The organism is Ideonella alba (genome assembly GCF_018069845.1).
In the GTDB taxonomy this organism is placed as follows: domain Bacteria; phylum Pseudomonadota; class Gammaproteobacteria; order Burkholderiales; family Burkholderiaceae_C; genus Ideonella; species Ideonella alba.
This window is the reverse complement of sequence record NZ_JAGQDD010000002.1, coordinates 175,076-196,849: the sequence shown is the minus strand read 5'-3', so window position 1 is coordinate 196,849 and position 21,774 is coordinate 175,076. Positions and strand designations below refer to the sequence as shown.

General features: G+C 69.6%; 23 protein-coding genes. 1 reads left to right on the top strand and 22 read right to left on the bottom strand.

From position 1 onward, the window contains the following. Positions 1-349: 349 nt before the first annotated feature. The 9 genes from KAK03_RS04595 to KAK03_RS04555 form a co-directional block, all read right to left on the bottom strand. Positions 350-1,108 carry a hypothetical protein gene (locus tag KAK03_RS04595; protein ID WP_210852006.1) on the bottom strand — a complete coding sequence of 253 codons (759 nt, stop codon included), beginning with the start codon at positions 1,106-1,108 and terminating at the stop codon, positions 350-352. A 143-nt stretch (positions 1,109-1,251) separates the two neighbouring features. Beyond that, entirely contained in the window at positions 1,252-1,983 is a 732-nt protein-coding gene (locus tag KAK03_RS04590; protein WP_210852005.1) for a tyrosine-type recombinase/integrase, read from the bottom strand. A gap of 32 nt (positions 1,984-2,015) precedes the next feature. After that, entirely contained in the window at positions 2,016-2,237 is a 222-nt protein-coding gene (locus tag KAK03_RS04585; protein ID WP_210852004.1) for a hypothetical protein, read from the bottom strand. Between the two features lie 14 nt (positions 2,238-2,251). After that, positions 2,252-2,557 (bottom strand): hypothetical protein, encoded by a 306-nt coding sequence (locus tag KAK03_RS04580; RefSeq protein ID WP_210852003.1) that lies wholly within the window; start codon positions 2,555-2,557, stop codon positions 2,252-2,254. After that, entirely contained in the window at positions 2,557-3,864 is a 1,308-nt protein-coding gene (locus tag KAK03_RS04575; protein ID WP_210852002.1) for a LysM peptidoglycan-binding domain-containing protein, read from the bottom strand. Before KAK03_RS04575 ends, KAK03_RS04580 begins: the two co-directional genes overlap by 1 nt. Positions 3,865-3,889: 25 nt before the next feature. Further along, positions 3,890-4,483: an ankyrin repeat domain-containing protein gene (locus KAK03_RS04570; RefSeq protein ID WP_210852001.1), complete on the bottom strand. Its 594-nt coding sequence runs from the start codon at positions 4,481-4,483 to the stop codon at positions 3,890-3,892. After that, the gene (locus tag KAK03_RS04565) at positions 4,480-5,532 is read right to left on the bottom strand and encodes a hypothetical protein (RefSeq protein WP_210852000.1); all 1,053 of its coding nucleotides are present in this window, start codon (positions 5,530-5,532) and stop codon (positions 4,480-4,482) included. Before KAK03_RS04565 ends, KAK03_RS04570 begins: the two co-directional genes overlap by 4 nt. Before the next feature lie 160 nt (positions 5,533-5,692). Next, complete coding sequence (locus tag KAK03_RS04560) at positions 5,693-8,116, bottom strand: transporter substrate-binding domain-containing protein (protein ID WP_210851999.1); 2,424 nt, start codon at positions 8,114-8,116, stop codon at positions 5,693-5,695. A 173-nt stretch (positions 8,117-8,289) separates the two neighbouring features. Next, positions 8,290-9,417 (bottom strand): EscU/YscU/HrcU family type III secretion system export apparatus switch protein, encoded by a 1,128-nt coding sequence (locus KAK03_RS04555; protein ID WP_210851998.1) that lies wholly within the window; start codon positions 9,415-9,417, stop codon positions 8,290-8,292. Between the two features lie 149 nt (positions 9,418-9,566). Between KAK03_RS04555 and KAK03_RS04550 the strand changes: the two genes are divergently transcribed. Beyond that, positions 9,567-10,724 carry a GGDEF domain-containing protein gene (locus KAK03_RS04550; protein WP_210851997.1) on the top strand — a complete coding sequence of 386 codons (1,158 nt, stop codon included), beginning with the start codon at positions 9,567-9,569 and terminating at the stop codon, positions 10,722-10,724. On the opposite strand, the gene fliR is transcribed toward KAK03_RS04550, so the two are convergent. The 13 genes from fliR to fliF form a co-directional block, all read right to left on the bottom strand. Beyond that, positions 10,717-11,478, bottom strand: a complete 762-nt coding sequence (fliR, locus tag KAK03_RS04545; protein WP_210851996.1) for a flagellar biosynthetic protein FliR — start codon at positions 11,476-11,478, stop codon at positions 10,717-10,719. The two genes, KAK03_RS04550 and fliR, sit on opposite strands and share 8 nt — an antisense overlap. A gap of 21 nt (positions 11,479-11,499) precedes the next feature. Then, positions 11,500-11,769 carry a flagellar biosynthesis protein FliQ gene (gene fliQ, locus KAK03_RS04540; protein ID WP_210851995.1) on the bottom strand — a complete coding sequence of 90 codons (270 nt, stop codon included), beginning with the start codon at positions 11,767-11,769 and terminating at the stop codon, positions 11,500-11,502. A gap of 15 nt (positions 11,770-11,784) precedes the next feature. Continuing rightward, positions 11,785-12,531 (bottom strand): flagellar type III secretion system pore protein FliP, encoded by a 747-nt coding sequence (gene fliP / locus KAK03_RS04535; protein WP_375140967.1) that lies wholly within the window; start codon positions 12,529-12,531, stop codon positions 11,785-11,787. Positions 12,532-12,533: 2 nt separating this feature from the next. Then, on the bottom strand, positions 12,534-12,890 hold the full coding sequence (locus tag KAK03_RS04530) for a FliO/MopB family protein (RefSeq protein ID WP_210851994.1): 357 nt from the start codon (positions 12,888-12,890) through the stop codon (positions 12,534-12,536). Positions 12,891-12,904: 14 nt separating this feature from the next. Further along, positions 12,905-13,348, bottom strand: a complete 444-nt coding sequence (fliN, locus tag KAK03_RS04525; protein ID WP_210851993.1) for a flagellar motor switch protein FliN — start codon at positions 13,346-13,348, stop codon at positions 12,905-12,907. Beyond that, positions 13,338-14,342, bottom strand: a complete 1,005-nt coding sequence (gene fliM, locus KAK03_RS04520) for a flagellar motor switch protein FliM (protein WP_210851992.1) — start codon at positions 14,340-14,342, stop codon at positions 13,338-13,340. Before fliM ends, fliN begins: the two co-directional genes overlap by 11 nt. Before the next feature lie 15 nt (positions 14,343-14,357). Continuing rightward, on the bottom strand, positions 14,358-14,987 hold the full coding sequence (locus KAK03_RS04515; RefSeq protein ID WP_210851991.1) for a flagellar basal body-associated FliL family protein: 630 nt from the start codon (positions 14,985-14,987) through the stop codon (positions 14,358-14,360). 146 nt (positions 14,988-15,133) lie between these two features. Next, the gene (locus tag KAK03_RS04510; protein WP_210851990.1) at positions 15,134-16,228 is read right to left on the bottom strand and encodes a flagellar hook-length control protein FliK; all 1,095 of its coding nucleotides are present in this window, start codon (positions 16,226-16,228) and stop codon (positions 15,134-15,136) included. Between the two features lie 25 nt (positions 16,229-16,253). Next, positions 16,254-16,703, bottom strand: coding sequence for a flagellar export protein FliJ (fliJ, locus tag KAK03_RS04505; protein ID WP_210851989.1), 450 nt, complete (start codon positions 16,701-16,703; stop codon positions 16,254-16,256). Between the two features lie 34 nt (positions 16,704-16,737). Next, the gene (fliI, locus tag KAK03_RS04500; RefSeq protein ID WP_210851988.1) at positions 16,738-18,138 is read right to left on the bottom strand and encodes a flagellar protein export ATPase FliI; all 1,401 of its coding nucleotides are present in this window, start codon (positions 18,136-18,138) and stop codon (positions 16,738-16,740) included. Next, positions 18,135-18,938: a FliH/SctL family protein gene (locus KAK03_RS04495; protein ID WP_210851987.1), complete on the bottom strand. Its 804-nt coding sequence runs from the start codon at positions 18,936-18,938 to the stop codon at positions 18,135-18,137. Before KAK03_RS04495 ends, fliI begins: the two co-directional genes overlap by 4 nt. Then, complete coding sequence (gene fliG, locus KAK03_RS04490; RefSeq protein WP_210851986.1) at positions 18,925-19,926, bottom strand: flagellar motor switch protein FliG; 1,002 nt, start codon at positions 19,924-19,926, stop codon at positions 18,925-18,927. The genes KAK03_RS04495 and fliG overlap by 14 nt, the downstream gene beginning before the upstream one ends. A gap of 18 nt (positions 19,927-19,944) precedes the next feature. Beyond that, positions 19,945-21,654, bottom strand: a complete 1,710-nt coding sequence (gene fliF / locus KAK03_RS04485; RefSeq protein WP_210851985.1) for a flagellar basal-body MS-ring/collar protein FliF — start codon at positions 21,652-21,654, stop codon at positions 19,945-19,947. Positions 21,655-21,774: the final 120 nt, after the last annotated feature.

The following is a 21,774-nucleotide window of genomic DNA, read 5'->3' as shown; positions in this document are numbered from 1 at the left end:
CTATGAATGCAAATGGGTCGTTACTGGGAACAGCACGAACAAAGGCTTCTTCCGCGAGGAAGGATCGACATCTATTCGGCGCTCGCGGAATGAGGTACGAGATGAGGCCAGCCTGAGGAAGGAATTCACTCAGAGCGCGATTGACTTCATCTACGAGCACGAACAGACGCCTTGGCGGCCAGAGCCCAAGTACACAGGGGTCACTGACCTGAAAGTTGAACTAGGCGAGATCGTGCTAGTCGGCGACTAGAAATGAACAAGGGCCGCTGATCGCGGCCCTTGTGACCTGCCCCCCACCCTCCGTACCAATCAGAAGTAGCAAGGGGCTAGGCCTACAGCGCCGTTCCCCTCACTGAATGAAGAACGAGTACTGCGCCGACCGCTGATTGGTGTCCTTGGGAATCGCCAGCACCGACAGGTCCTTGGCATTGGGCGGCCCCGAGATCACGGCGCGCCAACTGGTGGGCGTGGAGGACAGCACGGTGATCGAGTTGTTGACCTGGTTGTTCGTGCTGGCCACCCAGTCGACCTCGGCGTGCGAGCTGAGCTCGATCGTGTCGCCGCTGCTGATGTCTACGGTCAGCACGTCGTCTTCACGGGCAGTCAACTGGCCGCCGCGTCCATCGGGCACAGGCACGCCGTTGATCGTCAGCGACACGGCCATCGCCGCCGACACCGTCAGCTCATAGGGCAGGCTGCCGCCGGTCAGGGCGTACACCGCATTGCACTGCGGGTCCTTGCACAGCTTGAGGGTGAGGGTGCCGGTGTGCACGCCCACCGACAGCGAGGACTTGGGCGTCAGGTCCACCTCGTAGGTCGCGCCCGAGATCTGTCGCACGGCCACGGTCTCCGAGACGAAGTTGGGCGCATCCATCACCACCACCGGGTACACCGTGCCGGTGGGCGCCTTGTCGAAGACGGCGGTCACGCTGACCGGCTCGAGCACCACCATGGCATCGGTCCAGCGGGCCGTCAGCGGCTTGGGCGACAGGTCCACGGCGTAGCTGGGGTCGCCGCCACCACCGCCGCCGCCACAGGCGGCCAGCAGCGAGAACGACAGAAGAGCGAAGCTGCGCCCGATGGCGCGACGGATGGTCGAGTTCAACATGTCCCTGATGTTGTGGGTTGTGGAGTTGGCATTGTCGGCGCGCGGTGTCGCAGTGGCCACCCCGCACCGGCCAAGCTCAAGTGGTCTGCGGCGCGCTGGCGACAGTCGCCGGACAGACTCCGCTTGTCCGGGCTGGCAACGCCTCAGCTCTGCGTGTCTTCGGCGCTGGCCCGTGGATGTGTCCTGGCATGCACATCCTGCAGCCGGCCGATCGCCACATGGGTGTAGATCTGCGTGCTGCCCAGCTGCGCGTGGCCCAGCATGGCCTGGATGTAGCGGATGTCGGCGCCGCCCTCCAGCATGTGCGTGGCCATGGCGTGGCGCAGCAGGTGGCAGCTGCCGACGTGGCCGGGCAGCGCATGACGCAGATGCTGCGAGACGATCTGCGATAGCCAGGCCAGGCTCAAGGGCCGACCATAGGCGCCCAGGAACACGTGGCCGGGGTCAGTCGATGGCCGCACCAAACGCGGTCGGACCTCCTGCAGGTAGCGCTGCAGCCAATGCACCGCGACGGCGGTGATCGGCAGCACACGGTCCTTTCGGCCCTTGCCCAGGCGCACCCACAGCAGCCGGCGGGGCAGGTCCAGGTCCTTCATCTGCAGGCTGGCCAGTTCCATGCGGCGCAGGCCGCTGGAGTACAGCAACTCCAGCATCGCGCGGTCACGCAGGCCGATCGGACGGCCGGTGTCGGGTTCGGCCAGCAGGCGCTGCAACTCAATGGGGCCCAGCAAGTGGCGCGGCAGCACGCGGTCGGCGCGCGGCAGCTCCATCGCCGCCACCGGATCGCTGGACAGTTCGCCCTCTCGCAGCAGCCAGAGCAGCCAGCCGCGCACCGGCACCAGCTTGGCCAGACGTGCCCTGACGGGTGGCCTCACGGCCAGCCTTGACCCGGCAGCCCGCCGCAGGCTCAACTGCGCCAGCGCTGCAGCGCGATGGCCTGTTCGAGGTGCCGCAGCTCGTGCTCGCCCAGGCGGCACGCCGCAGCATGGACGGCCGCGGTCAGCTCGACCAGCGTGCGCGCCGGCTCGGTGCTCAGCTCAGGCGACGGCGTGCCGTCGTCGGTCAGCAGGCGCACCGAGGTGGCGTCAGCGGTGTAGAGGTACCAGGAGAGCAAGGGGCATGGATGCATGCCCCTTGTAGCAATCAACCGCGTCGATTCACCAACTGCCACTTGCGTGGCGACGCACGTAGCGTGCTCACTTGTGCCGGCTCAAGCTGGAACGTAGCGCACACATACTGCTCCGTCACCTCTTCCGCTTCGTCCGCGGAGTTGCCCTTGTAGTCCGGCGGCGAGCTCCGAAGCTCAATGAATGAGCGTGTCGGAACGTTGTAGACGATGAACGATTGCCAACCCTGCTTGATTTGGCTGTGCCCCTTTACCACCTGCACCACATCGTCAAGGTCGAAGGCGACGGTCGAGCCGTCCAATGTCTTGTACTCGTCCTGCATCACTTGAGCACCCTCACTTTCCCATTGACGATGTCGCTCGAACTAATGCCAGGGTAGTTCCATTCACTGAACCCGGCTCCCGTCTTGCCGCCAGGAACGAACTCTTGATAGGGCGCCCGAATGACGTTTTGCAGGCTAGCCGGGTCAGACAACTGGAATTCGAGCACGTACTTCGGGTCGTAGCTGAGCTTCAAGCCTTCACGATAGCCCTGCACGGTGGTCAGGCCTCGCACTTCCTCTGCCGAGCCGATGAAGCCCATGCCACTTGGGTAACCCTCAGCCGGCTTTCCACCAAAGCTGAACGACCGTCCAGCTTGCAGGTCAAGGTATTGCTCTCGTGTGAGGGTTCTGGCGAAGTAACCGTCGCTCGGCAGACCGTACTCGCCCCATCTAGCGATGTCATAGCTGAGGCCAGTTGGACGCACGCCGCCGAGCCTGCCCATCGCCACGCCGCCAGCTACGCCAAGCGCTATCCCCGTACCCTGTGCCGTGGCTTGCCGGATGGCCGCCGGGTCATCGCCCGTCAGGTTGTCCCACCAGCCCGACACAGTGCCGCCCGGGTCGTTGGCGAAGCGCCTGATGCCTTTCACCGTTGCCTCGGCAGTCTTCACTGCCCAGGCCGCGCGGCTTTCCGGCGTACCGACTACGCCGAAGCTGTAGCCGGCGCTTTCGACAGCGCCCGCACCTGCGTCATAGACGCCTAGCGCATGCGCCTGAGTGCGCTGCCAACCGCTCAGCGACGTGGAACTACCCAGCGACGGTGAGCCTTCACCCAGGGCCAAGTCAGCGAAGCTCAAGCCATCGAAGGACAGCCCATTGCCAGACGGCTGAGCACGCGCAGCCAGCGCTGTCTGATACCGCCCGTCCGCGCCCACGGCGCGCGCCATCGCGGCCCTATCGACCACCGTGCCCGCGCCCGGGAAGTTCAACTCCATTCCTTCGGTCAGCGCGTTCGGGTCGCTCAGTTGCGGGTTCGCCGCAATGAGCTGGTTCTTCAGGTCGTTGGTGCTTCCGTACTCGGGGAAGCGAGCCGCAATCTTGCTCAGGCTGTCGCCAGCCTGCACGTAGACGCTGCCCGGCCGAGTGTCGACGCTGATGCCATCGGCGCCCACGCCGGCCAGCAACTCATCGAGCTGCCGCCCGCTCGCGCCCGCTCGGCGTGCTGCCACGTCCGCAGCCCAGGCCTGCCCACCCGAGTACGTGCTGGTCGGTGCGGCGTAGTTGTCGCTCTCGATGTCGGACCCGTTGCGGTAGTCCGCCGAGGACCACGGCTCTTCGCCTTGGGTCGGCTGCATCGCATCGACCAAGCTGCCACCTAGCGCATTGCCAAACTCATCGGTCGCGGTATGCGTTCTCCTTTGCAATATGCGAGCCCTCTTCTAGCGCTTGCTTCGCTGCAATTTCATCGCCCTTGGCATTCCACAACGCAACAACTCGAGCGCATTCGGCCTCGCCACGCATCAAGGCGAAGGCCACAGCATCCATGTTCTTCATAGTCTTGGAGTTGTAGCGCACGGTAGCGTCGATGCCGCGCTCAAGCAGCAATTTCACTACTTCGGGCGAGCGGCCAACGATGGCGGCGAACAAGGGGTTCTGAACGGAAGTGGCGGTCTCAAGTACGGTTCCCGCATCAAGCAACAGGTTGGCGTTGTCGAGACGGCCTTCTTCGCATGCCTTGCTCAACGGCTTTATGCCATCAGAAGGAGTGCCTTCGTTCGCGTCAAACCCTAGCGACAGCAATGCCTGAACCACTTCCAAACGAGCATTTCCTGCGGCATATCCAAGCCAAGTTTGAAATCCAAACGGCGTCTTGAAGTGCAGCTGGTCTGGATTCATCCGCACTAGCTCCTCGAGGGTGCGCAGGTCACCCTGTTTGATTGCGTCAAGCACTTGCCGCATCAGGGGTTTCGCGTTTTCCGCACTCATCGCTCACCTGCTTCCTTGCCAGCCTGTCTAGGAATCGTGACTATGTCCTCGCGCGTCAAACCGCCAATCTTAGCCGCCCGCAGCTGTTCCACCAGGCTCTCAGTGTTTGCCAGTGAATGTCCCTTGTTCGGCGCCCAGACCAGATTTTCGGTGCCATGCAGTGGGTCAATGTCGTACTCCCGCAAGATGTCTTGCCCTTCGCGCACCAGTGCACGCTGCGGCCCAGGCTGACCGTTGGCGTCCAAGATGTGGTGGCGATGGGCGTTCTGCATGCCGGCAGGTGCTGGCCCCATAGCATCTTCAATCTCCTTCGTGAAGACGACCCTCGGATACTTGGCCTGTACGTCCGGCAGCTTGAACGAGTGACCAGGGCGCAGCCCTTTGAGATCGGCCACGACGCCCAGTACCTGCTTAGGCATGACGCCCAACGCTAGGGCACTAGCTGCCATGACGCCAGTACCGCCATTCTCGGCCGCATCCTCGTCATAGCCGACGCTTGCGAAGCGGTCGGACGCAATGCCGCTAAGCCGTCGTTTGACGGCGTCTATAGCGTCGCCTACAGGAGTCTCTGCGATGAGCTTCTGACCGACAAATGCGAGCGGTGCCGCCGCAAAGCTGACTGCCTCCAGCGCGTAACCAAGCCAGGGCTTGTCCGCGATGGTGGCCTCGACCTCCTTCACGAAGGCGCCTGTCCTTCGTGCCAGCCTGTCAATGGGCTTGGCACCCAGAGCGGTGCCCGCCTGGTCGGGGTTCTCCCCCGTGACCACTACGCGCTGTGCATCTGGGTTGTCAGGTGCTTGTGGTGCAGGTGGCTCGACTAGTACACCGCCTTCGAGCAACGACTCCATGGCGAGTTGGCGTTGCTGAGGGTCAGGAACGATGGCACGCAAGAACACTTCCGTGTTGCTGTACCGCTCTGCGTCCGAAAGGTTCCGGCCCTGGAACTGCGCCTCCAGTGTGTTTTGCAGTGCAGCCATTTGCTCCGGGTTGTCCGGGCTCATTCCGCGAGCGATGGCTGCATGAGCAAACTGCCGGGCTTCGGGCGACATGCCCTTGATTGCCTCTGGGAGCGTTGAGTCGCGCATCGTCTCTACGATGCTGCTCCCCAACGCATTGCCAAATGCATCAGCCCACCCGGTTCAACCCGCCACCCTCGCACTGCGCCCCTCGGGACAGCGCAGAGCACGGGCCCCACACGAACCCAGCCGATCACGCGGGACCAACGTCCCTTGCGTCCGCCCAGCCGGCGCCGTGGCCCAGCGGCACCTCGACCGCGAAATGCGCGCCGCGCTCGGACGCCAGGCAGGCGATTTCGCCGCCCATGGCGCGCACGATCTGGGCGCTGATGGCCAGGCCCAGGCCGGCGCCCTGGTGGGCGCGGCGGCCTTGCTCGCCCTGGGCGTAGGCCTGGAACAGCTGCTCGCGGTCGGTGGCGCTCAGGCCGGGGCCGCTGTCCTGCACCTCGATGCGCAGGCGCGGCGGGTCGCTGCCGTCGACCACCCAGGCCCCGGCGCGCACCTCGCCCTCGGCGGTGAACTTCAGCGCGTTGTTCAGCAGGTTCTGCACCACCTGGCGCAGGCGCACGCCGTCCAGGTGTGCGGACACCTCGTCCAGGCCGCGGCTCTCCTCGACGAAGCCCAGGCCCTTGGCCTGCGTGGCCAGGCGTGCCGGGTCCAGCGTTTCGCGCCACCAGGGGCCCAGGGCCACCGCGGTGGGCTGCAGCTTGAGCTGGCCTTGCAGCGACTGCTCGTAACCCAGCGTGGTCTCCAGCAGCTGCAGCAGGCTGCTGGCCGAATGGCCGATGGCCTGCAGCAGGCGGTCTCGGCGCACCGGGTCGTCCTGGGTGCGCAGCAGCTGGGCGCCGGAGCTGACCGCGCCCAGCGCCCCGCGCAGCTCGTGCGCCAGGTAGGCCAGGAAGCGGCCGCGGGCGGCGATGCTGTCCTCGGCCTGGCGGCGCGCCAGTTGCTCGGCCTCGTGGGCGCGGCGCAGCCGGCGCTGGCCGATCCACAGCAGCAGCGCCACCAGCACCGGCACCGCCACCAGCGGACCGGCCACCTGCAGCAGCTCGCGCCAGTCGGGTCCGGTGGGCACCTCGCGGGCCAGCCAGCGGGCGCGCAAGGTGGCCCACTCGCTGTCGTTGACCGATTCCATGGCGCGCGCCAGCACCCGGGTCAGCTCGGGGCGGCCGCGCGGCACGCCCAGGTAGAGCTCGCTGTCACCGCCACTGACCACGCCGGACAGCGCCACCCGGCCGGCGAAGCGGCGCTCCAGCAATTCATTGACCACATAGAGGTTGCCCAGCCCGACTTCGGCGGCGCCCTCGGCCACAGCCGACAGCACCTGGTCTTGCCGATCCAGCTCCACCACCGAAAGGCGCGGGTGGCGCAGGCGCAGCTCGGGCAGCAGGAAGTGGCCCTTCAGCAGGGCCAGCCGGCGCACGCCGATGTCGGCGGTGTCCACCACCTGGCTCTGCTCGCCCGATCGGGTGAACAGCACGGTGGGGGTGCTCAGGAAGGGCCCGACAAAGTCGTAGTCGTCGCGCCGGGCGACGGTGCGGGCCATGCCCACCAGCACCTCGATCTGGCCCTGGCGGCCACGCTCGTACAGCTCGGCAAACGGCAGCCCCACCTCCTGCGCCACCGCCAGGCCGGCCTTGTCGGCCAGCAGGCGCATCAGGTCGGGGCCGAAGCCGGTGAAGTCGCCCAGCGGGCCACGCAGGCTGACCGGGGCGAAGCTGGGGTCGTAGCCCACGCGCAGCTGGCCATGGTCGGCCACCCAGCGCTGTTCCGGCTCGCTGAGCTGGGCGCTGGCCGCGGGCAGCGGCAAACGAGTGGAGCCCGCGGGCAGCCAGCGCCGCGCCAGGCGATCACGCTCGGCCTGGCCGCCCTCGGCGGCCGCCTTGTCCAGCAGCGCCGCCAGCACGCCGCGACCCGGCGCCAGCACCGGCCCCATCGGCACCGGCCCCAGGTTGGCGCGCAGCTGCACGTTGGCCAGCAGTTCATGCTCGATGTGGTAGACCGCCGCCTGCTGGAAGCCGATGAAGATGTCGGCGCCGCCGGTGGCTACGGCCTGCAGCGCTTCGCGCGCGGTGGCGTGGCGTTCCAGCCGCAGCTGCGGGAAGCGCGTGGCCAGCGCCTGGTCGACGCTGGAGCCCAGCTCGATCGCCACCCGGCGGCCGGCGAAGTCGGCCGTGGGCGAGATGTCGGGCACGTCGCGCCGCGCCGCCACCACCAGCGGCACCGACATCACCGGCGCCCCCACCGGCAGCCCGGCGGCACGGGCGCGGTCCAGCGCGGCGAAGGGCGTCAGGTCGATCTCGCCGCGCTGCAGCGCGGCACGCAGCTCGTCGAAGCTGTCGTAATGGTGCAGTGTGGTCGACACGCCCAGGCGCTGCGTCCAGCGGGCAAGCAGTTCCAGCACGAAGCCATGGGCGCGGTCGCTGTTGGGCTCGCGCACATAGAACGGCGGGAAATCGCGGGTCAGGCCGACATGCAGCGTGGGGTGGCTGTCGAGCCACTGCCGCTCCGCAGCGCTGAGCACCAGCGTGGTGGCCGGCGCCGGCAGGACCGCGGCGGCGGGCGCCGAGGCCGGGGCGGCCAGCAGCGGCTGAACCACCCACAGCAGGCACAGCACCAGCCATCGCCACCGCTCACGCAGGCTTCCGCACCGTACCACCCGAACCTCCCTGGCCCAACCTGGCAGCGCCGGATGGCGCCCGCGGCATGATCAGCGCAACCGGCCCGCTTGTCCAGACAGGCCGTGGCGCAGGCGGTACGCCGGCGCACCAGCCCGGGGCCTGTGGGGCATCAGGCGCGTGCCTCGTGCGGGTCCAGGCCCTGCGGCACCTGCACCTGCGGCGGCGCCGTGGCCAGTTCGGGACTGCGGCGCAGCTGGTAGACCCAGGCCAGCACCTGGGCCACCGCGGCGAACAGCGCGGCCGGCACCTCCTGGTCCAGCTCGCAGTGCGCGTAGAGCGCCCGCGCCAGAGGCGGTGCCTGCAGCACCGGCACCTGGGCGTCGCGCGCCAGGTCGCGGATCTTCAGCGCCAGCAGATCGGCGCCCTTGGCCACCACCCGCGGCGCACCCATGCGCTGCTCGTCGTACTTCAGCGCCACGGCGTAGTGGGTCGGGTTCATGACCACCAGGTCGGCCTCGGGCACCGCGGCCAGCATGCGCTTGCGGCTGATCTCGCGCATGCGCGCCTTGATCCGGCCCTTGACCTCCAGGTTGCCCTCGGCGTCCTTCATTTCCTGCTTGGCTTCCTCGCGCGTCATCTTCAGGCGGTTCAGCCACAGGTGGCGTTGCAGCGGCACGTCCATGGCCGCCCAGCCGGCCAGGGCCAGCAGCATCAGGCCCAGGCAGGCGGCCAGCACGCCGCCGATCTCGCTGATCGCCTGTGGCAGCGGCACGGCCAGCAGGCCGGCCAGCTCGAAGAAGCGGTGCCGGATGTAGAGCGTGCCCACCACCCCCACCACCACCGCCAGCGTGATCGACATCAAGACATTGAGCAGGTGATCCTTCGACACCATGCGCCCCAGCCCCGCCAGCGGGTTGAAGCGCGAGAAGTCGGGGCGCAGCGCCTTGAAGCTGACGTTCCAGCCGCCCGAGAGCTTGGCCGCCAGCATCGCCGCCAGCGCCACCAGCACGCCCAGTGGCAGCACCACCATCAGCGCCTGGCCTCCCAGGCGCTGCAGGTGTTCGCCCATCGCGGCAGGGTTGTGCACGTCGTTGGCGCCAAAGCGCAGCGCACCCGCCAGCAGGTCGCGCAACCAGGCGGCCAGCGGGCCCGCCACCGCCATCAGCACCGCACCGCCGCCGCCCAGCGCGGCCACATGGCCCAGGTCGCGCGAACGCGGCACCTGGCCGTCTTCACGGGCACGGCGCTTCTTGCGTTCTGACGCGGGGAGGTTGCGGTCCTGGGCGGAGTCGGACATGGATGCGGATGCTGCCCGCCCGGCGGGACGGCGGTGCCGACTGGAGCCCGGTTTTCGCCCGGCACTTCCCCGGTCACTGCGGGATGCGGCGGTGTAGAGTCGGCGCTGGCGATGGGTCGCAGGGCCCGCCACGGCCCCACCGACGAGCCATGCAGTACCTCCCCGGCCAACCCCAGGACCCGGACGAGCTCCGTCTGGAGTTGCTGCGCCGCTCGGCCCACCGGGAGCTGGCCGCCATCTACAGCAGCGTGCTGGGCGTGGGCCTGATCGTCGCGCTGCAGTGGACGCGCGCGCCCGCCGCCCTGCTGGCCGCCTTCGTGGCGCTGCGTTTCGCCTCGCTGCTGCACAACCACTGGCTGGCCAGGCGCCTGCTGCGCGTCCAGACGCTGCACCAGGCCGGCCGCTTGCCGCTGCGGCTGCTGGCAGGGGTGTCCTTTGCCGGCGTCAGCTGGGGCCTGCCGGTCTGGATGGTCGCCGACTTCCCCTTCGACGGCCGGGACCTGGTGATGGTCGTGCTGCCCCTGGTGGCGACGGTGCTGATGCTGATCACGGCCGCCTACTGGGGCCAGTCGATGGTGGTCTTCATCGCGCCGATGTGGCTGACGATCGGTGCGCGACTGGCGCAGGAGTCCTGGACCACCGCCTGGCCCCTGTTCGCCGGCATCGCCGTGCTGCTGGCGGTGGTCACCATCTACGGTCGCCAGCTGCACCGGCAGAGCTGCGAGGGTGTCGCGGCGGAGCTGCTCAGCCGCCGTCTCAGTGAGGACCTGCAACGTGCCAATGCCCGGCTTGAGGCCGCCTTGCAGCACGCGATGAACCTGGCGACCCGCGACCCGCTGACCGGCTTGCTGAACCGGCGGGCGATGGTGGAGCGCATTGACGCCGAAGGCGCTCGTCTGGCCCGCCAGGCGCAGTCCGCCGCGGTGCTGCTGCTGGATCTGGACCACTTCAAGCTGGTCAACGACGCCCACGGCCACGCCGTGGGTGACGAGGTGCTGCGCCAGTGCGCGCGGCAGATGCTGACCGCGCTGCGCCAGGAAGACCTGATGGCGCGCTGGGGTGGCGAGGAGTTCCTGGCCGTGCTGCCCGGGGCCGACCGCGCGACCGCGCTGCAGGCGGCGCAACGGATGCGCGCGGCCGTGGCGGCGACCCGGCTGCCGTCGGCGCCGGGGCTGCGGCCAACGGCGTCGATCGGCTGGGCGATCTGGTCGCCCCCGCAGTCGATCGATGCGGCGATCGCCGAGGCCGACACCGGCCTGTACCGGGCGAAGTCGGGCGGCCGCGACCGCGTCGAGCCGGCTACCTGAACGGCGCCAGCATCCGCTCCAGCGTGGCCACGAAGGGCGTCTGGAGCATCGGCAGCATCGCCATCAGGCCGATCAGGCCCACGGCCACGGTGACCGGAAAGCCCAGCGAGAAGATGTGCACCTGCGGCGCCACGCGCGAGACCACGCCCAGCACCAGGTTCACCAGCATCAGCATCGCGATCAGCGGCATCGCCATCCACAGGCCCATGCGGAACACCTCGGCGCCCCACTCGTGAGGCCGGGTGGCGGCCAGGAAGGCGAAGGGCTGCGGCCCGACCGGGAACACCTCCAGGCTGCGCACCACCGCCTCGATCACCGCCAGGTGACCGTTGATGACGATGAACAGGAAGGCCACCAGCGTGCCGAAGAAGCGGCTGCTCGCGGTGGCCTGGGTGGCCGAGACCGGGTCGAAGAAACCGGCGAAGTTCAGGCCCATCTGCAGACCGGCGATCTCACCGGCCAGCTCCACCGCGGCCACCACCAGTCGCACCGCGAAGCCCAGCGTCAGGCCCACCATCAGCTGCTGCGCCACCAGGCCCACGGCCAGCGCCGAATCCAGCGGCACCGGCTCGATCGGCGGCAGCATCGGCTGCGCGGCCAGCGCCACCAGGAACGCCAGGCCGACGCGCACCCGCAGCGGCACCAGGCGCTGGCCGATCACCGGCAGCACCTGCAGCAGCGCCAGCACCCGCACGAAGGGCCACAGGATCGGCGTGATCCAGGCCAGGATCTGGGCTTCGCTGAAGGAGATCATCGCCGGCGACTGCAGCCGCGATCAGGTGGCCGCCGTGGCGATCGACATCAGCATCGAGCGCAGGTAGTCGACCAGCGTGGTCATCATCCACGGACCGGCCACGGCCATCACCGCCACCGCGGCGATCAGCTTGGGCACGAAGCTCAGCGTGGCCTCGTTGATCTGGGTGGCGGCCTGGAAGATGCTGACCAGCACCCCGACCAGCAGCACCGCCGCCAGCATCGGTGCCGACACCATCAGCAGGATCATCAGGCCCTGCTGGCCGATCGTGAAAACATGAGAGGCATCCATGGACAGCGGGGCGGGTCAGGTGGCAAAACTGGCGGCGAGTGAGCCCAGCAACAGGTTCCAGCCATCGGCCAGCACGAAGAGCATCAGCTTGAAGGGCAGCGCCACCAGCACCGGCGAGAGCATCATCATGCCCAGCGACATCAGCACGCTGGCCACCACCATGTCGATCACCAGGAAGGGGATGAAGATCAGGAAGCCGATCTGGAAGGCGCTCTTGAGTTCGCTGGTGACGAAGGCCGGTACCAGCACCTTGAAGGGCACGTCCTCGCCTTTGACCGCCGGGTCGAGCTTGGCCAGGCGGGCGAAGAGCTGCACGTCGGACTGGCGGGTCTGCTTGAGCATGAAGCCGCGCATCGGCACCTCGGCGCGCTTGAGCGCTTCCTCGAAGCCGATCTGGCTGGCCTGGTAGGGCTGCCAGGCATCGGCATAGACCTTGTCGATCGTCGGCGACATCACGAAGAAGGTGAGGAACAGGCTCAGGCCGATGACCACCTGGTTGGGCGGCGCGGCCTGGGTGCCCAGCGCCTGGCGCAGCAGCGACAGCACGATGACGATGCGGGTGAAGCCTGTCATCAGCAGCAGCACGGCCGGCAGGAAGCTCAGCGCGGTGAAGAACAGCAGCGTCTGCATCGGCACCGAGTAGCTGGTGCCACCGCTGCCCTGCCCCACCAGCAAGGGCAGGTTCGGGCCGCTCTGCGCCCAGCCCAGCACGGGCAGCGCCAGCAGCGCCAGCGGCAGCGCACGCCGCGACAGATGCGTCAGGGTCACAGCGCGGTCCCCTGGCCACCCTGGCGGAAGCGGTCAAGCAGCTGCTGCACGGCCGGGCCCTGGGGGCTGCCCAGCAGCGCGGCGCTGCCGGGCGGGGCGTCCAGCGTCAGCAGCGGCGTCACATGGTCCTGGCCCACACCCAGCACCAGCCAGCGCGCCTGGCCGCCGGTGCCCAGTTCGACCACCACCACCTTCTGGGTGGGCGACAGCGGCAGGCCGGCCACAGCGCGCAGCAGGTTGCCCGGCCCGGCGGAGCCGACACCGGCGCGGCGCATCAGCCACAGCGCCAGCGGGATCGCCACCAGCACCAGCACGAAGGCCAGCACCGGCCACAGGGCGGAAGAGGCGTTCATCGTGGCAGCACCGTTCACAGCTTGCTCAGGCGGCGCATGCGCTCGCTGGGGGTGACGATGTCGGTCAGGCGGATGCCGAACTTGTCGTTCACCACGACCACCTCGCCCTGGGCGATCAGGAAGCCGTTGACCAGCACGTCCATCGGCTCACCGGCCAGCGCGTCGAGCTCGACCACCGAGCCCTGCGCCAGCTGCAGGATGTTCTTGATCGGGATCCGGGTACGGCCCAGCTCAACCGTCAGCTGGACCGGGATGTCCAGGATCATGTTGATGTCGTTGGGCGCGCCGGCCGCTGCGCCCGCGGGCGAGAAATTGGCGAAGGCCGCAGGCGCGACCTGCTCGGCCGGGGCCGCCACCTCGCTGGCCACGGCGTTGCCGCCGCCCGCGCCGGACTCGGCGAGTGCCGCCGCCCACGCGTCGGCCATGTCGTCCTGGGTGTTGGCTTCTTCAGCTGACATGGTGTTCTCCCAACCAGCCCTGCTGCGGGCCGGTCAACGTACGTTCGATCTTCACGGCGTAGTGGCCGTCCGAGGTGCCGTAGTGGCAGTCGAACACCGGCACGCCGTCCACCTTGGCCTGCGCCAGCGGCTCGAGGTCCAGCTCGATGAAGTCGCCGGGCTTGAGCGCCAGCAGCTGCTCCACCGTGGCCGGTGCGGTGCCCAGCTCGACCACCAGGTCGACCTCGGCGCTCTGGATCTGCTGCTTGAGCAGGTTCACCCAGCGGTGGTCCGGCTCGACGGAGTCGCCCTGCATCGACGAATACAGCACGTCGCGGATCGGCTCCAGCGTCGAGTAGGGAATGCAGAAATGGATCTGGCCCGAGGTCTCGCCGATCTCCAGCGTGAAGCTGGTGGCGACCACGATCTCGCTGGGCGTGGCGATGTTGGCGAACTGCGGCTGCATCTCGCTGCGCTGGTACTCCAGCTCGAGCGGATAGATGCCTTTCCAGGCGCGCTTGTATTCGGCCGTGACCACCTCGACCAGGCGCTCGATCACGCGCTGCTCGGTGGCCGAGAAGTCGCGCCCCTCGATGCGGGTGTGGAACTTGCCGGCGCCGCCGAACAAGGCGTCGATCACCGAGAAGACGATGCTCGGGTCACACACCACCAGGCCCGAGCCGCGCAGCGGACGCACCTGCATGATGTTGAAGTTGGTGGGCACGACGATCTCGCGCAGGAAGGCGCTGTACTTCTGCACCTTGATGCCACCGATCGACACCTCGGGGCTGCGCCGGATCAGGTTGAACAGGCCGACGCGGATGTTGCGGGCGAAGCGCTCGCAGATGATCTCCATCGTCGGCATGCGGCCGCGGACGATGCGCTCCTGGCTGGCCAGGTCGTAGTCACGGATGCCGCCGGTCTGGACTTCCTCCTGCTCGAGCTTCTGGCTCTCGCCGGTGATGCCCTGCAGGAGTGCGTCGACTTCGTCTTGGGAGAGGATCTGCTGGTTCATGGAGAACCGCTCAGCTCATTGAATGATGAAGGAGGAGAACTGCACGTGCTTGATCGGTGAATCCTCGATCGAGTCGTAGCGCTTCTTCTTCTTGCCCTTGGCGGGCGCTTCCTCTTCGCCGGGCGGGGGCAGCTCGATGCCCATCGGCTGCACCGCCACATGCAGGATTTCCTCGGCCAGCAGTTCCTTGCCTTCGGCGCCGGCCAGGTCCTGGGCGGACTTGCGTGACAGCAGCAGCAGGATGTTGTTGCGGATGGCCGGCAGGTAGGCCTTGATCTCGTCGCCGGCGTGGGCGTCCTCGACCTGCAGCGTGATGCCGATCTGGGCAAAGCGGTCGCTGTCGCGGTCGGCCAGGTTGACCGTGAACGGATCCAGAGGCACGAAGACCGGCAAGGCGTGCTTGTCGTCCTTCTTCTTCTCCTTCTTTTCCTTGGGCTTCTTCTCGGCGTGCGACCCGTGTTCGCCGTCCTCGCCCTCGGCGGCCGCCTCTTCGGCCGCGGCGGCGTTCTTCTTCATCACGTAGAACGCGGCCCCACCACCGCCCAGCAGCAGCACGGCCACGGCGGCGATGATGATGATCAGCTTTTTCTTGCCCTTCTTGGGCGCGGCCTCGGCGGCATCTGGGGCGGCAGCGGCGGCAGACATGGCGGCTCCTCGGTGACGGTGCTGACAGGAAGGCCGGGCCCGACGGGCCGCGCCACCTTCCTGGATACCAACCGATTATTCGGAGCCGGCGCCGGCGCGAAGGCCGGAAAAGCGGGGGGAAACCGCCTTGCCCGATGCCGCCGCGCTCAGGCGTAGAGGTCGAGCAGGCCGCGGCGGCGGGCGCTGGCCGGCGCCGGGGTGGCGGTCTCGCCGCCAACGGCGCCGCCGCTGCCGGGCAGGCCGGCCGTGCGCGGGCCGGACGCGGCCTGCTCACGGGCGCGGCGGCCCGCCTGGTCGGAAACATCGCCGCCCGACAGCTGCACGCCCACCTCGCCCAGCGCCTCGGCCAGTTGCGGCAGCGCGTCGGCCAGGGCCTGGCGGGTGAAGGGCACGTCGGCGGTCAGGGCCACCTGGGCCTGGCCATCGCGCAGCGCGATGCGCACGTCGATCGGGCCCAGTTCGGCCGGGTTCAGCTCCAGCGCCGCGTGCTGCACCCCCTCGCGCAACCAGGTGCTCAGTTGCAGACCCAGCGCCGGCGCGAAAGCCGGGCTGGTGGGCGGCTGCGGCAGGTGGGCGCGGGCGGTGGTGGCGGCGTCGGCGGGCGCTGGGCTGGGCGCAGGGGCGGCGGTCTCGGCCACGTGGCCCAGGCTGGGCAGCGTGCCGGGGGCGGCAGGCGCGGCTGCGGGCTCCGGCACCGGCTCGCTGACCGCGCGCGCCAGCGACGGGTCGTTGGCGGTGTCAGGGGCGGCGGCGGCCTCGTGCGGGACGGCGCGCTGTGTCGGGTTGTCGGTGCTGGCGGCGTCGTCGGCCACGGGGCGCTGACGCTCCAGGCCGTCGGCGCCATGGGGGCCACGGGCGCGGCTGGCCGCGCCCAGGCGCTGCAGCGGGTCGGTGGCGCTGCCCTCGGGCGGCGCGGGCTCGGCCACGGGGGCGCCGCGCACGGTAGGCGTCCAGGCGGCGGGCGGCGTCGGCGCCTCGGGGGGCTGCGGGGGCCGCTCGGTCGGAGTCTCGGGCGTCTCGGCGCGGGGCTCGGCGGACGCGTCCTCGGTGTCGGTCTCGGGGGCCGGGGTCGTCGGCGTGGCCTCCTGCGCCTCGTCCTGCTGCCCGCGCAGCAGCAGCGCGAACAGCCCGGCCGGGGCGGTCCCGGTGGCGGCCTGGCCCGCTGGCGTGGCGTGACCGCGCGCGGCGTGGGCGCTCGGCGTGCGCGGGTGGCTGGGGGTGCTGTGGACGCTCTGGCTCATCGGGGGCACTCTGGAAGGGGAACGCTCAGGCCGGCTGCAGCGCGCGCGGGCCGCGGCGGCCCATGCGCTGGGCGGCTTCGTCGCTGGTCTTCTGATCCCGGCGCGACTGCGCCAGCTGGGCGGCGGCCTGGCGGCGCTCGATCAGCTTGCGCACCATCGCCACCCGGGTCTCGCGCTGGCGCAGCGCGCGCAGCGCCGCGTCCAGCACGTTCTGGCTGTGATCGGCCTGCTGGCTCTGCATCTCGATGGCCTGGTCCAGGCGGCTGACGAAGCCCTGGTAGCAGCGCAGCAGGTCGATGCCGCAGCCCTGGCGGAACTGGCCGGCCCAGCGCTGGCGGTACTCGTCGCGGTAGCCCAGCAGCGCCTGGTGCTGGCCGCGGGCGGCCTCGGCACGCTGCTGGCAGCCGCGCCAGTGCGCCAGGGCTTCGTCGCGGCGGCGCTCCTCGCGCTCGAGCAGGGTGGCCAGCAACTGCATCCGGTCCATGGTTCGGGGGGCTTTCGGTCAGGGGTCAGGGGGTGAGCTGCTGCAGCTGCGCACTGCTGGTGCCCAGCGGCGCCGGCTCATGCATGTCCTGCTGCAGCAGCGCGATCAACTGCGGATGCACGCGAACGGCGGCGTCGAGCTCGGGATCGGCGCCCGGCGTGTAGGCGCCCAGCTGGATCAGGTCGCGCGCCTTGTTGAACTTCGCCAGCCACTGCCGGGCGCGGCGCGCCGCCTCCAGGTGCGGCCGACCGGCCACCGCGTTCATCACGCGCGAGATCGAGCGTTCCACATCGATCGCCGGAAAGTGGCCGCTCTCGGCCAGCTCGCGCGAGAGCACGATGTGGCCGTCCAGGATGCCGCGGGCGGCATCGGCGATCGGGTCCTGCGGGTCGTCGCCTTCGGTCAGCACGGTGTAGAAGGCGGTGATCGAGCCGCCGCCGGCCAGGCCGTTGCCGCTGCGCTCGACCAGCTGCGGCAGCTTGGCGAAGCAGCTGGGCGGGTAGCCCTTGGTGGCGGGGGGCTCGCCGATGGCCAGGGCGATCTCGCGCTGGGCCATCGCGTAGCGGGTCAGCGAGTCCATCAGCAGCAGCACGTGCTGGCCCTTGTCGCGGAAGTGCTCGGCGATCGCGGTGGCGTAGCTGGCGCCCTGCATGCGCACCAGCGGCGGCGCATCGGCGGGCGCGGCCACCACCACGGCGCGGCGCAGGCCCTCCTCGCCCAGGATGTCCTCGATGAACTCCTTGACTTCGCGGCCGCGCTCGCCGATCAGGCCGACAACGATGACATCGGCCTCGGTGTAGCGCGCCATCATGCCCAGCAGCACCGACTTGCCCACGCCGGTGCCGGCGAACAGGCCCAGGCGCTGGCCGCGCCCCACGGTGAGCAGCGCATTGATCGCCCGCACGCCGGTGTCCAGCGGGGTGCGCACCGGGTCACGGTCCATCGCATTGATCGGGCGGCGCAGCATCGGTTCGTTCTGCACCTCCTGCAGCGGGCCCGCGCGGTCCATCGGCTGGCCATGGGCATCGATGACGCGGCCCAGCAGGCCGTCGCCGATCGGCAGGTGCAGACCGCGGTCTTCGGTGCGGCGCCAGGGGTGGTTCTCGGCGCCCAGGCGCGGTGGCAGCTGGGGCACCGGCAGCGGCGCCACGCGGGCCCCGCTGGCCAGGCCGTGCAGTTCGCCGGTGGGCATCAGGTAGGCACGGTCGCCATCGAAGCCCACGACCTCGGCGGTGACCGGCGTGTCGCCCGGCATGCCCACGGCGCAGACGGCGCCCACCGGGGCCCGCACGCCGGTGGCTTCCAGCACCAGGCCGGTGACGCGCACCAGCGAGCCTTCCATCTCCAGCGGCTGGCGCAGTGCCGCATAGCGGCCCAGGTCGGCCAGGTAGCGCTCCCAGCGCAGGGCGCGGTCGGACGCGGTCATGGCGCGTCTCCACCCGGTGCGGTGTCACCGTCGAGCGGCAGGTCGGCGCCGAACACCGCCACGGCCTGCGCCCAGCGCTGACCGATGCGGGCATCGACGCGGCCCAGGTCGGACTCGACCACGCAGCCGCCACGCTGCAGGCCCGGGTCGGGCTGCAGCTGAACCTCGCGCGAACGCAGCAGTTCGCCGTCATCGGCAGCCACCAGGCTCAGGTCCTCGGGGTGCAACCGCAGGCGCAGGTGGCGGGCCGACAGCACCACGGCACCGATCGCCTCCTGGGCCACCTGACGCACCAGCTCGGGCCGTTGGCTGAGTTCGCTGCGCACCACCTGGCGCGCCAGCGCCAGCGCGGTGGCGGTGACGGCCTCGGCCATGCGCTGCTCCAGCGCCATCATCTGGTCCTCGAAGGCACTGGCCAGGCCGGCGAACTGCGCGGTGACCTGCTGCAGGTGCTGGCGCCGGGCGGCGTCCAGCGCCTGCAGGCCATCGCGGTAGCCGTCCTGGTAGCCCTGCTGGCGCGCCTCCTGGACACGCTGCAGCCAGTCTTCTTCGCTGGGGCCGGCCAGGGGTGGCGGCTCGGGCGCGGGCGGCGGTTCGACCGGCACAGTGGGCGCCCGGCGCAGGCCGACGGGCACCGGCTCGGTCTCGTCGGCCAGGCCGACGAAGGCATCCGGGGTCCAGTTCGAGAAGGCCGACAGCTCCTCGCGCGGGATGAAGCGGGTGTAGTGGCCAGCCGGCCGGGTGGTGCTGCCCTGGGGCGGCGGCACCTGGCGCGGGCCGCGCCGGTCAGAGGAAGTCATCCGCGCCTCCCGAGGCCAGCACGATCTGGCCCTCGTCGACGAGTCGGCGGACGATCTTCAGCATTTCCTTCTGCTCGGCCTCGACCTCGCTGACCCGCACCGGGCCACGGCTTTCCAGGTCTTCGCGCAGCGTCTCGGCAGCGCGGCTGGACATGTTCTTGAACACCTTTTCGCGCAACTCCGGCGTCGCGCCCTTGAGCGCAATGACCAGGGACTCGCCCTGCACTTCCTTGAGCACCGACTGGAAGCCCTTGTCGTCGAGCTTGTTCAGGTCCTCGAAGGTGAACATGTTGTCCATGATCTTCTGGGCCAGGTCGCCATCGGCCTCGCGGATGTAGTCCAGCGCCGAGGTCTCGACCGACGAGCCCATCAGGTTGATGATCTCGGCCGCCGCCTTGACGCCGCCCAGCGAGGCCTTCCTCAGGCGATCGCCGCCGGCCAGCACCTTGGAGAGCACCTCGTTGAGGTCCTTCAGCGCGGTGGGCTGGATGCCGTCGAGCGTGGCGATGCGGATCAGCACCTCGTTGCGCTGCCGCTCGGGCAGGCTCTTGAGCACGGTGGAGGACTGGTCCTGGTCCAGGTGCACCAGGATGGCGGCGATGATCTGCGGGTGTTCGTTGCGCAGCAGCTCGGCCACCGAGGCGGCGTCCATCCACTTCAGGCTCTCGATGCCGGTGATGTCGCTGCCCTGGATGATGCGGTCGATCAGCAGGTTGGCCTTGTCGTCACCCAGGGCCTTGCGCAGCACGCTCTTGACGTACTCGTCGGTGTCGGGCACCAGCATGTGCTGCTTCTCGGCCTCGTCGGTGAAGCGGTCCAGCACCTGCTCGACCCGCTCGCGCGGAATGACCTTCATGCGGGCGATGGTCTCGCCCAGCTTCTGCACTTCCTTGGGGCCCAGGTGCTTGAAGACCTGGGCGGCCTCTTCCTCACCGAGCGACATCAGCAGGATCGCTGCGTTCTCGATGCTTTCGTCTTCGCTGGCCATGGTGATGGTCTCTCAGATTCAGGCCACGGCCTCGCCGGTGACCCACTCGCGCATGATGTTGGCCACGGCCTGCGGGTTCTCGCGGGCCAGGCGGCGTGCCGCCTCGAGCTTGGCGTTTTCCTGCGGCGACTCCAGCGCCGGCAGCGCCCCTTCGGCCGCGCCGGGCAGCGCCAGGCCGTCGTCGACCACCGCGTCGAGCTGCGCCACGGCGGTGGCTTCGGTGGCCTGGGCCTCGTCGGGCACCGGCGGTCGGGCCGCCTGGATGGCCGGGCGGATCGCGCCGAAGATCAGGCCCAGCGCGACGATGGCGAGCGCGGCGGGCACGGCACCGGCGCGCAGCAGGTCCAGCACCCAGGGCTGCTTCCACAGCGGCAGCTCGTCGGGCTTGGGCGTGTCGTCGGCGCGGAAGGGGGCGCTGATCACCTTGATCGAGTCGCCGCGGTCCTTGCTGTAACCCACCGCTTCCTGCACCAGGGCGGTGATCTTGTCGATCTCGTCCTGCGGCAGCGCCTCGGGCTTGGGTTCGGTCTTGCTCTTGGCCTTGGGGTCGGGCGTGGGCAGGCGGTAGTTCACCACCACCGCGGCATTCAGGCGCTTGACGCTGCCCACCGGGGCGCGGGTCACGCGGGTGGTCTTGTCGACCTCGTAGTTGGTGACCGCCTCGCGGCGCGAGCCGCCACCGGCCTGGCCACTCTGGTTGGCCTGCAGCGGTGCCGAGGCGCCGTTCACCGGTGCGGTGGCGGGGGTCGGCGGCTGGTTGGTCGCGGCACCGGGGACGCCGGTGGGCACCGGCGTGCCGGGCTGGGTGGACTCCAGGGTCTGCTGGCTGCGCACCGCCGCCGGCTGGTCGCCCTGGTTGGGGCGGTACTGCTCCTGGGTGGCCTCGGTCTGGGTGAAGTCGATCTCGGCGGTGACGGTGGCGCGCATGTTGTCGCGGCCGAGCACCGGCTCCAGGATCTCCTGCACGCGCTTCAGATAGGTGGTCTCGATCTGACGCTGGTACTGCAGTTCCTGCTCGTTGAGGTTGCGGGCCGCCTCATCGGGGCCGGACAGCAGTGTGCCGGTCTGGTCGAGCACGCTGACCGCCTTGGGGTTCAGCTCGGGCACGCTGGACGACACCAGGTGGACGATGGCCGCGGCCTGCGCCCGGTCCAGGCTGCGGCCCGGGTGCAGGGTCAGCATGACGCTGGCACTGGCTTTCTGCTGCTCGCGGAAGAAGCCGTTCTGGTTGGGCAGGGCCAGGTGCACGCGGGCCTCCTGCACGCCATCCAGGCGGGTGATGGTGCGCACCAGTTCGCCTTCCAGCGCGCGCTGCATGTTCATGCGCTCCTGGCGGTCGGTCTGGCCGAAGCGGGCGTTGTCGAGCAGCTCGTTGCCGGGCACCGAGGCCTTGGGCAGGCCGGCGGCGGCCAGCGTCATCTTCAGGTCGTAGACCCGATCGGCGGGCACCATGATGGCCGCGCCGCCTTCGGTGTGCCGGTAGGGCACCTTCATCTGCGAGAGCTGGGCGATGATCGCGCCGGCTTCCTTGTCGGGCAGGTTGGCGTACAGCACCTTCCAGTCGCCCTGGCTGGCCCACAGGGCCATGGCTACCACGGTGGCCAGCAGGCCGGCGAGCCCGACGCCCAGCTTGATCTTGGTCGCCTGGGGCAGGCCGGCCAACCGGGCCATCAGGCCGGGCGGCTGCGCGGGAACCAGCGGGGTGGGAGATTCGACGACGGCGTCCATGGTGTCGGGCAATCCGGGCCCGCCAAGCGGGCTAGTGACCAGTTGCCAGCGATTGTTGGGCAGCCGAGGGCCCCGCCATGGTGCGAGAAGCGCGCCTAAGGCCCGGCAGTTCCCCCCTAC

Coding starts and splice junctions, on each gene's coding strand:
- KAK03_RS04585 (WP_210852004.1), bottom strand. CDS start 2,237: ATGCATCCATGCCCCTTGCTCTCCTGGTACCTCTACACCGCTGACGCC.
- KAK03_RS04595 (WP_210852006.1), bottom strand. CDS start 1,108: ATGTTGAACTCGACCATCCGTCGCGCCATCGGGCGCAGCTTCGCTCTT.
- fliG (WP_210851986.1), bottom strand. CDS start 19,926: ATGGCCAGCGAAGACGAAAGCATCGAGAACGCAGCGATCCTGCTGATG.
- fliR (WP_210851996.1), bottom strand. CDS start 11,478: ATGATCTCCTTCAGCGAAGCCCAGATCCTGGCCTGGATCACGCCGATC.
- KAK03_RS04555 (WP_210851998.1), bottom strand. CDS start 9,417: ATGTCCGACTCCGCCCAGGACCGCAACCTCCCCGCGTCAGAACGCAAG.
- KAK03_RS04530 (WP_210851994.1), bottom strand. CDS start 12,890: ATGAACGCCTCTTCCGCCCTGTGGCCGGTGCTGGCCTTCGTGCTGGTG.
- fliM (WP_210851992.1), bottom strand. CDS start 14,342: ATGAACCAGCAGATCCTCTCCCAAGACGAAGTCGACGCACTCCTGCAG.
- KAK03_RS04580 (WP_210852003.1), bottom strand. CDS start 2,557: ATGCAGGACGAGTACAAGACATTGGACGGCTCGACCGTCGCCTTCGAC.
- fliN (WP_210851993.1), bottom strand. CDS start 13,348: ATGTCAGCTGAAGAAGCCAACACCCAGGACGACATGGCCGACGCGTGG.
- fliF (WP_210851985.1), bottom strand. CDS start 21,654: ATGGACGCCGTCGTCGAATCTCCCACCCCGCTGGTTCCCGCGCAGCCG.
- KAK03_RS04550 (WP_210851997.1), top strand. CDS start 9,567: ATGCAGTACCTCCCCGGCCAACCCCAGGACCCGGACGAGCTCCGTCTG.
- KAK03_RS04515 (WP_210851991.1), bottom strand. CDS start 14,987: ATGTCTGCCGCCGCTGCCGCCCCAGATGCCGCCGAGGCCGCGCCCAAG.
- fliJ (WP_210851989.1), bottom strand. CDS start 16,703: ATGCAGTTGCTGGCCACCCTGCTCGAGCGCGAGGAGCGCCGCCGCGAC.
- fliI (WP_210851988.1), bottom strand. CDS start 18,138: ATGACCGCGTCCGACCGCGCCCTGCGCTGGGAGCGCTACCTGGCCGAC.
- KAK03_RS04565 (WP_210852000.1), bottom strand. CDS start 5,532: ATGTCGCCCGAAGCCCGGCAGTTTGCTCATGCAGCCATCGCTCGCGGA.
- KAK03_RS04570 (WP_210852001.1), bottom strand. CDS start 4,483: ATGAGTGCGGAAAACGCGAAACCCCTGATGCGGCAAGTGCTTGACGCA.
- KAK03_RS04510 (WP_210851990.1), bottom strand. CDS start 16,228: ATGAGCCAGAGCGTCCACAGCACCCCCAGCCACCCGCGCACGCCGAGC.
- fliQ (WP_210851995.1), bottom strand. CDS start 11,769: ATGGATGCCTCTCATGTTTTCACGATCGGCCAGCAGGGCCTGATGATC.
- KAK03_RS04495 (WP_210851987.1), bottom strand. CDS start 18,938: ATGACTTCCTCTGACCGGCGCGGCCCGCGCCAGGTGCCGCCGCCCCAG.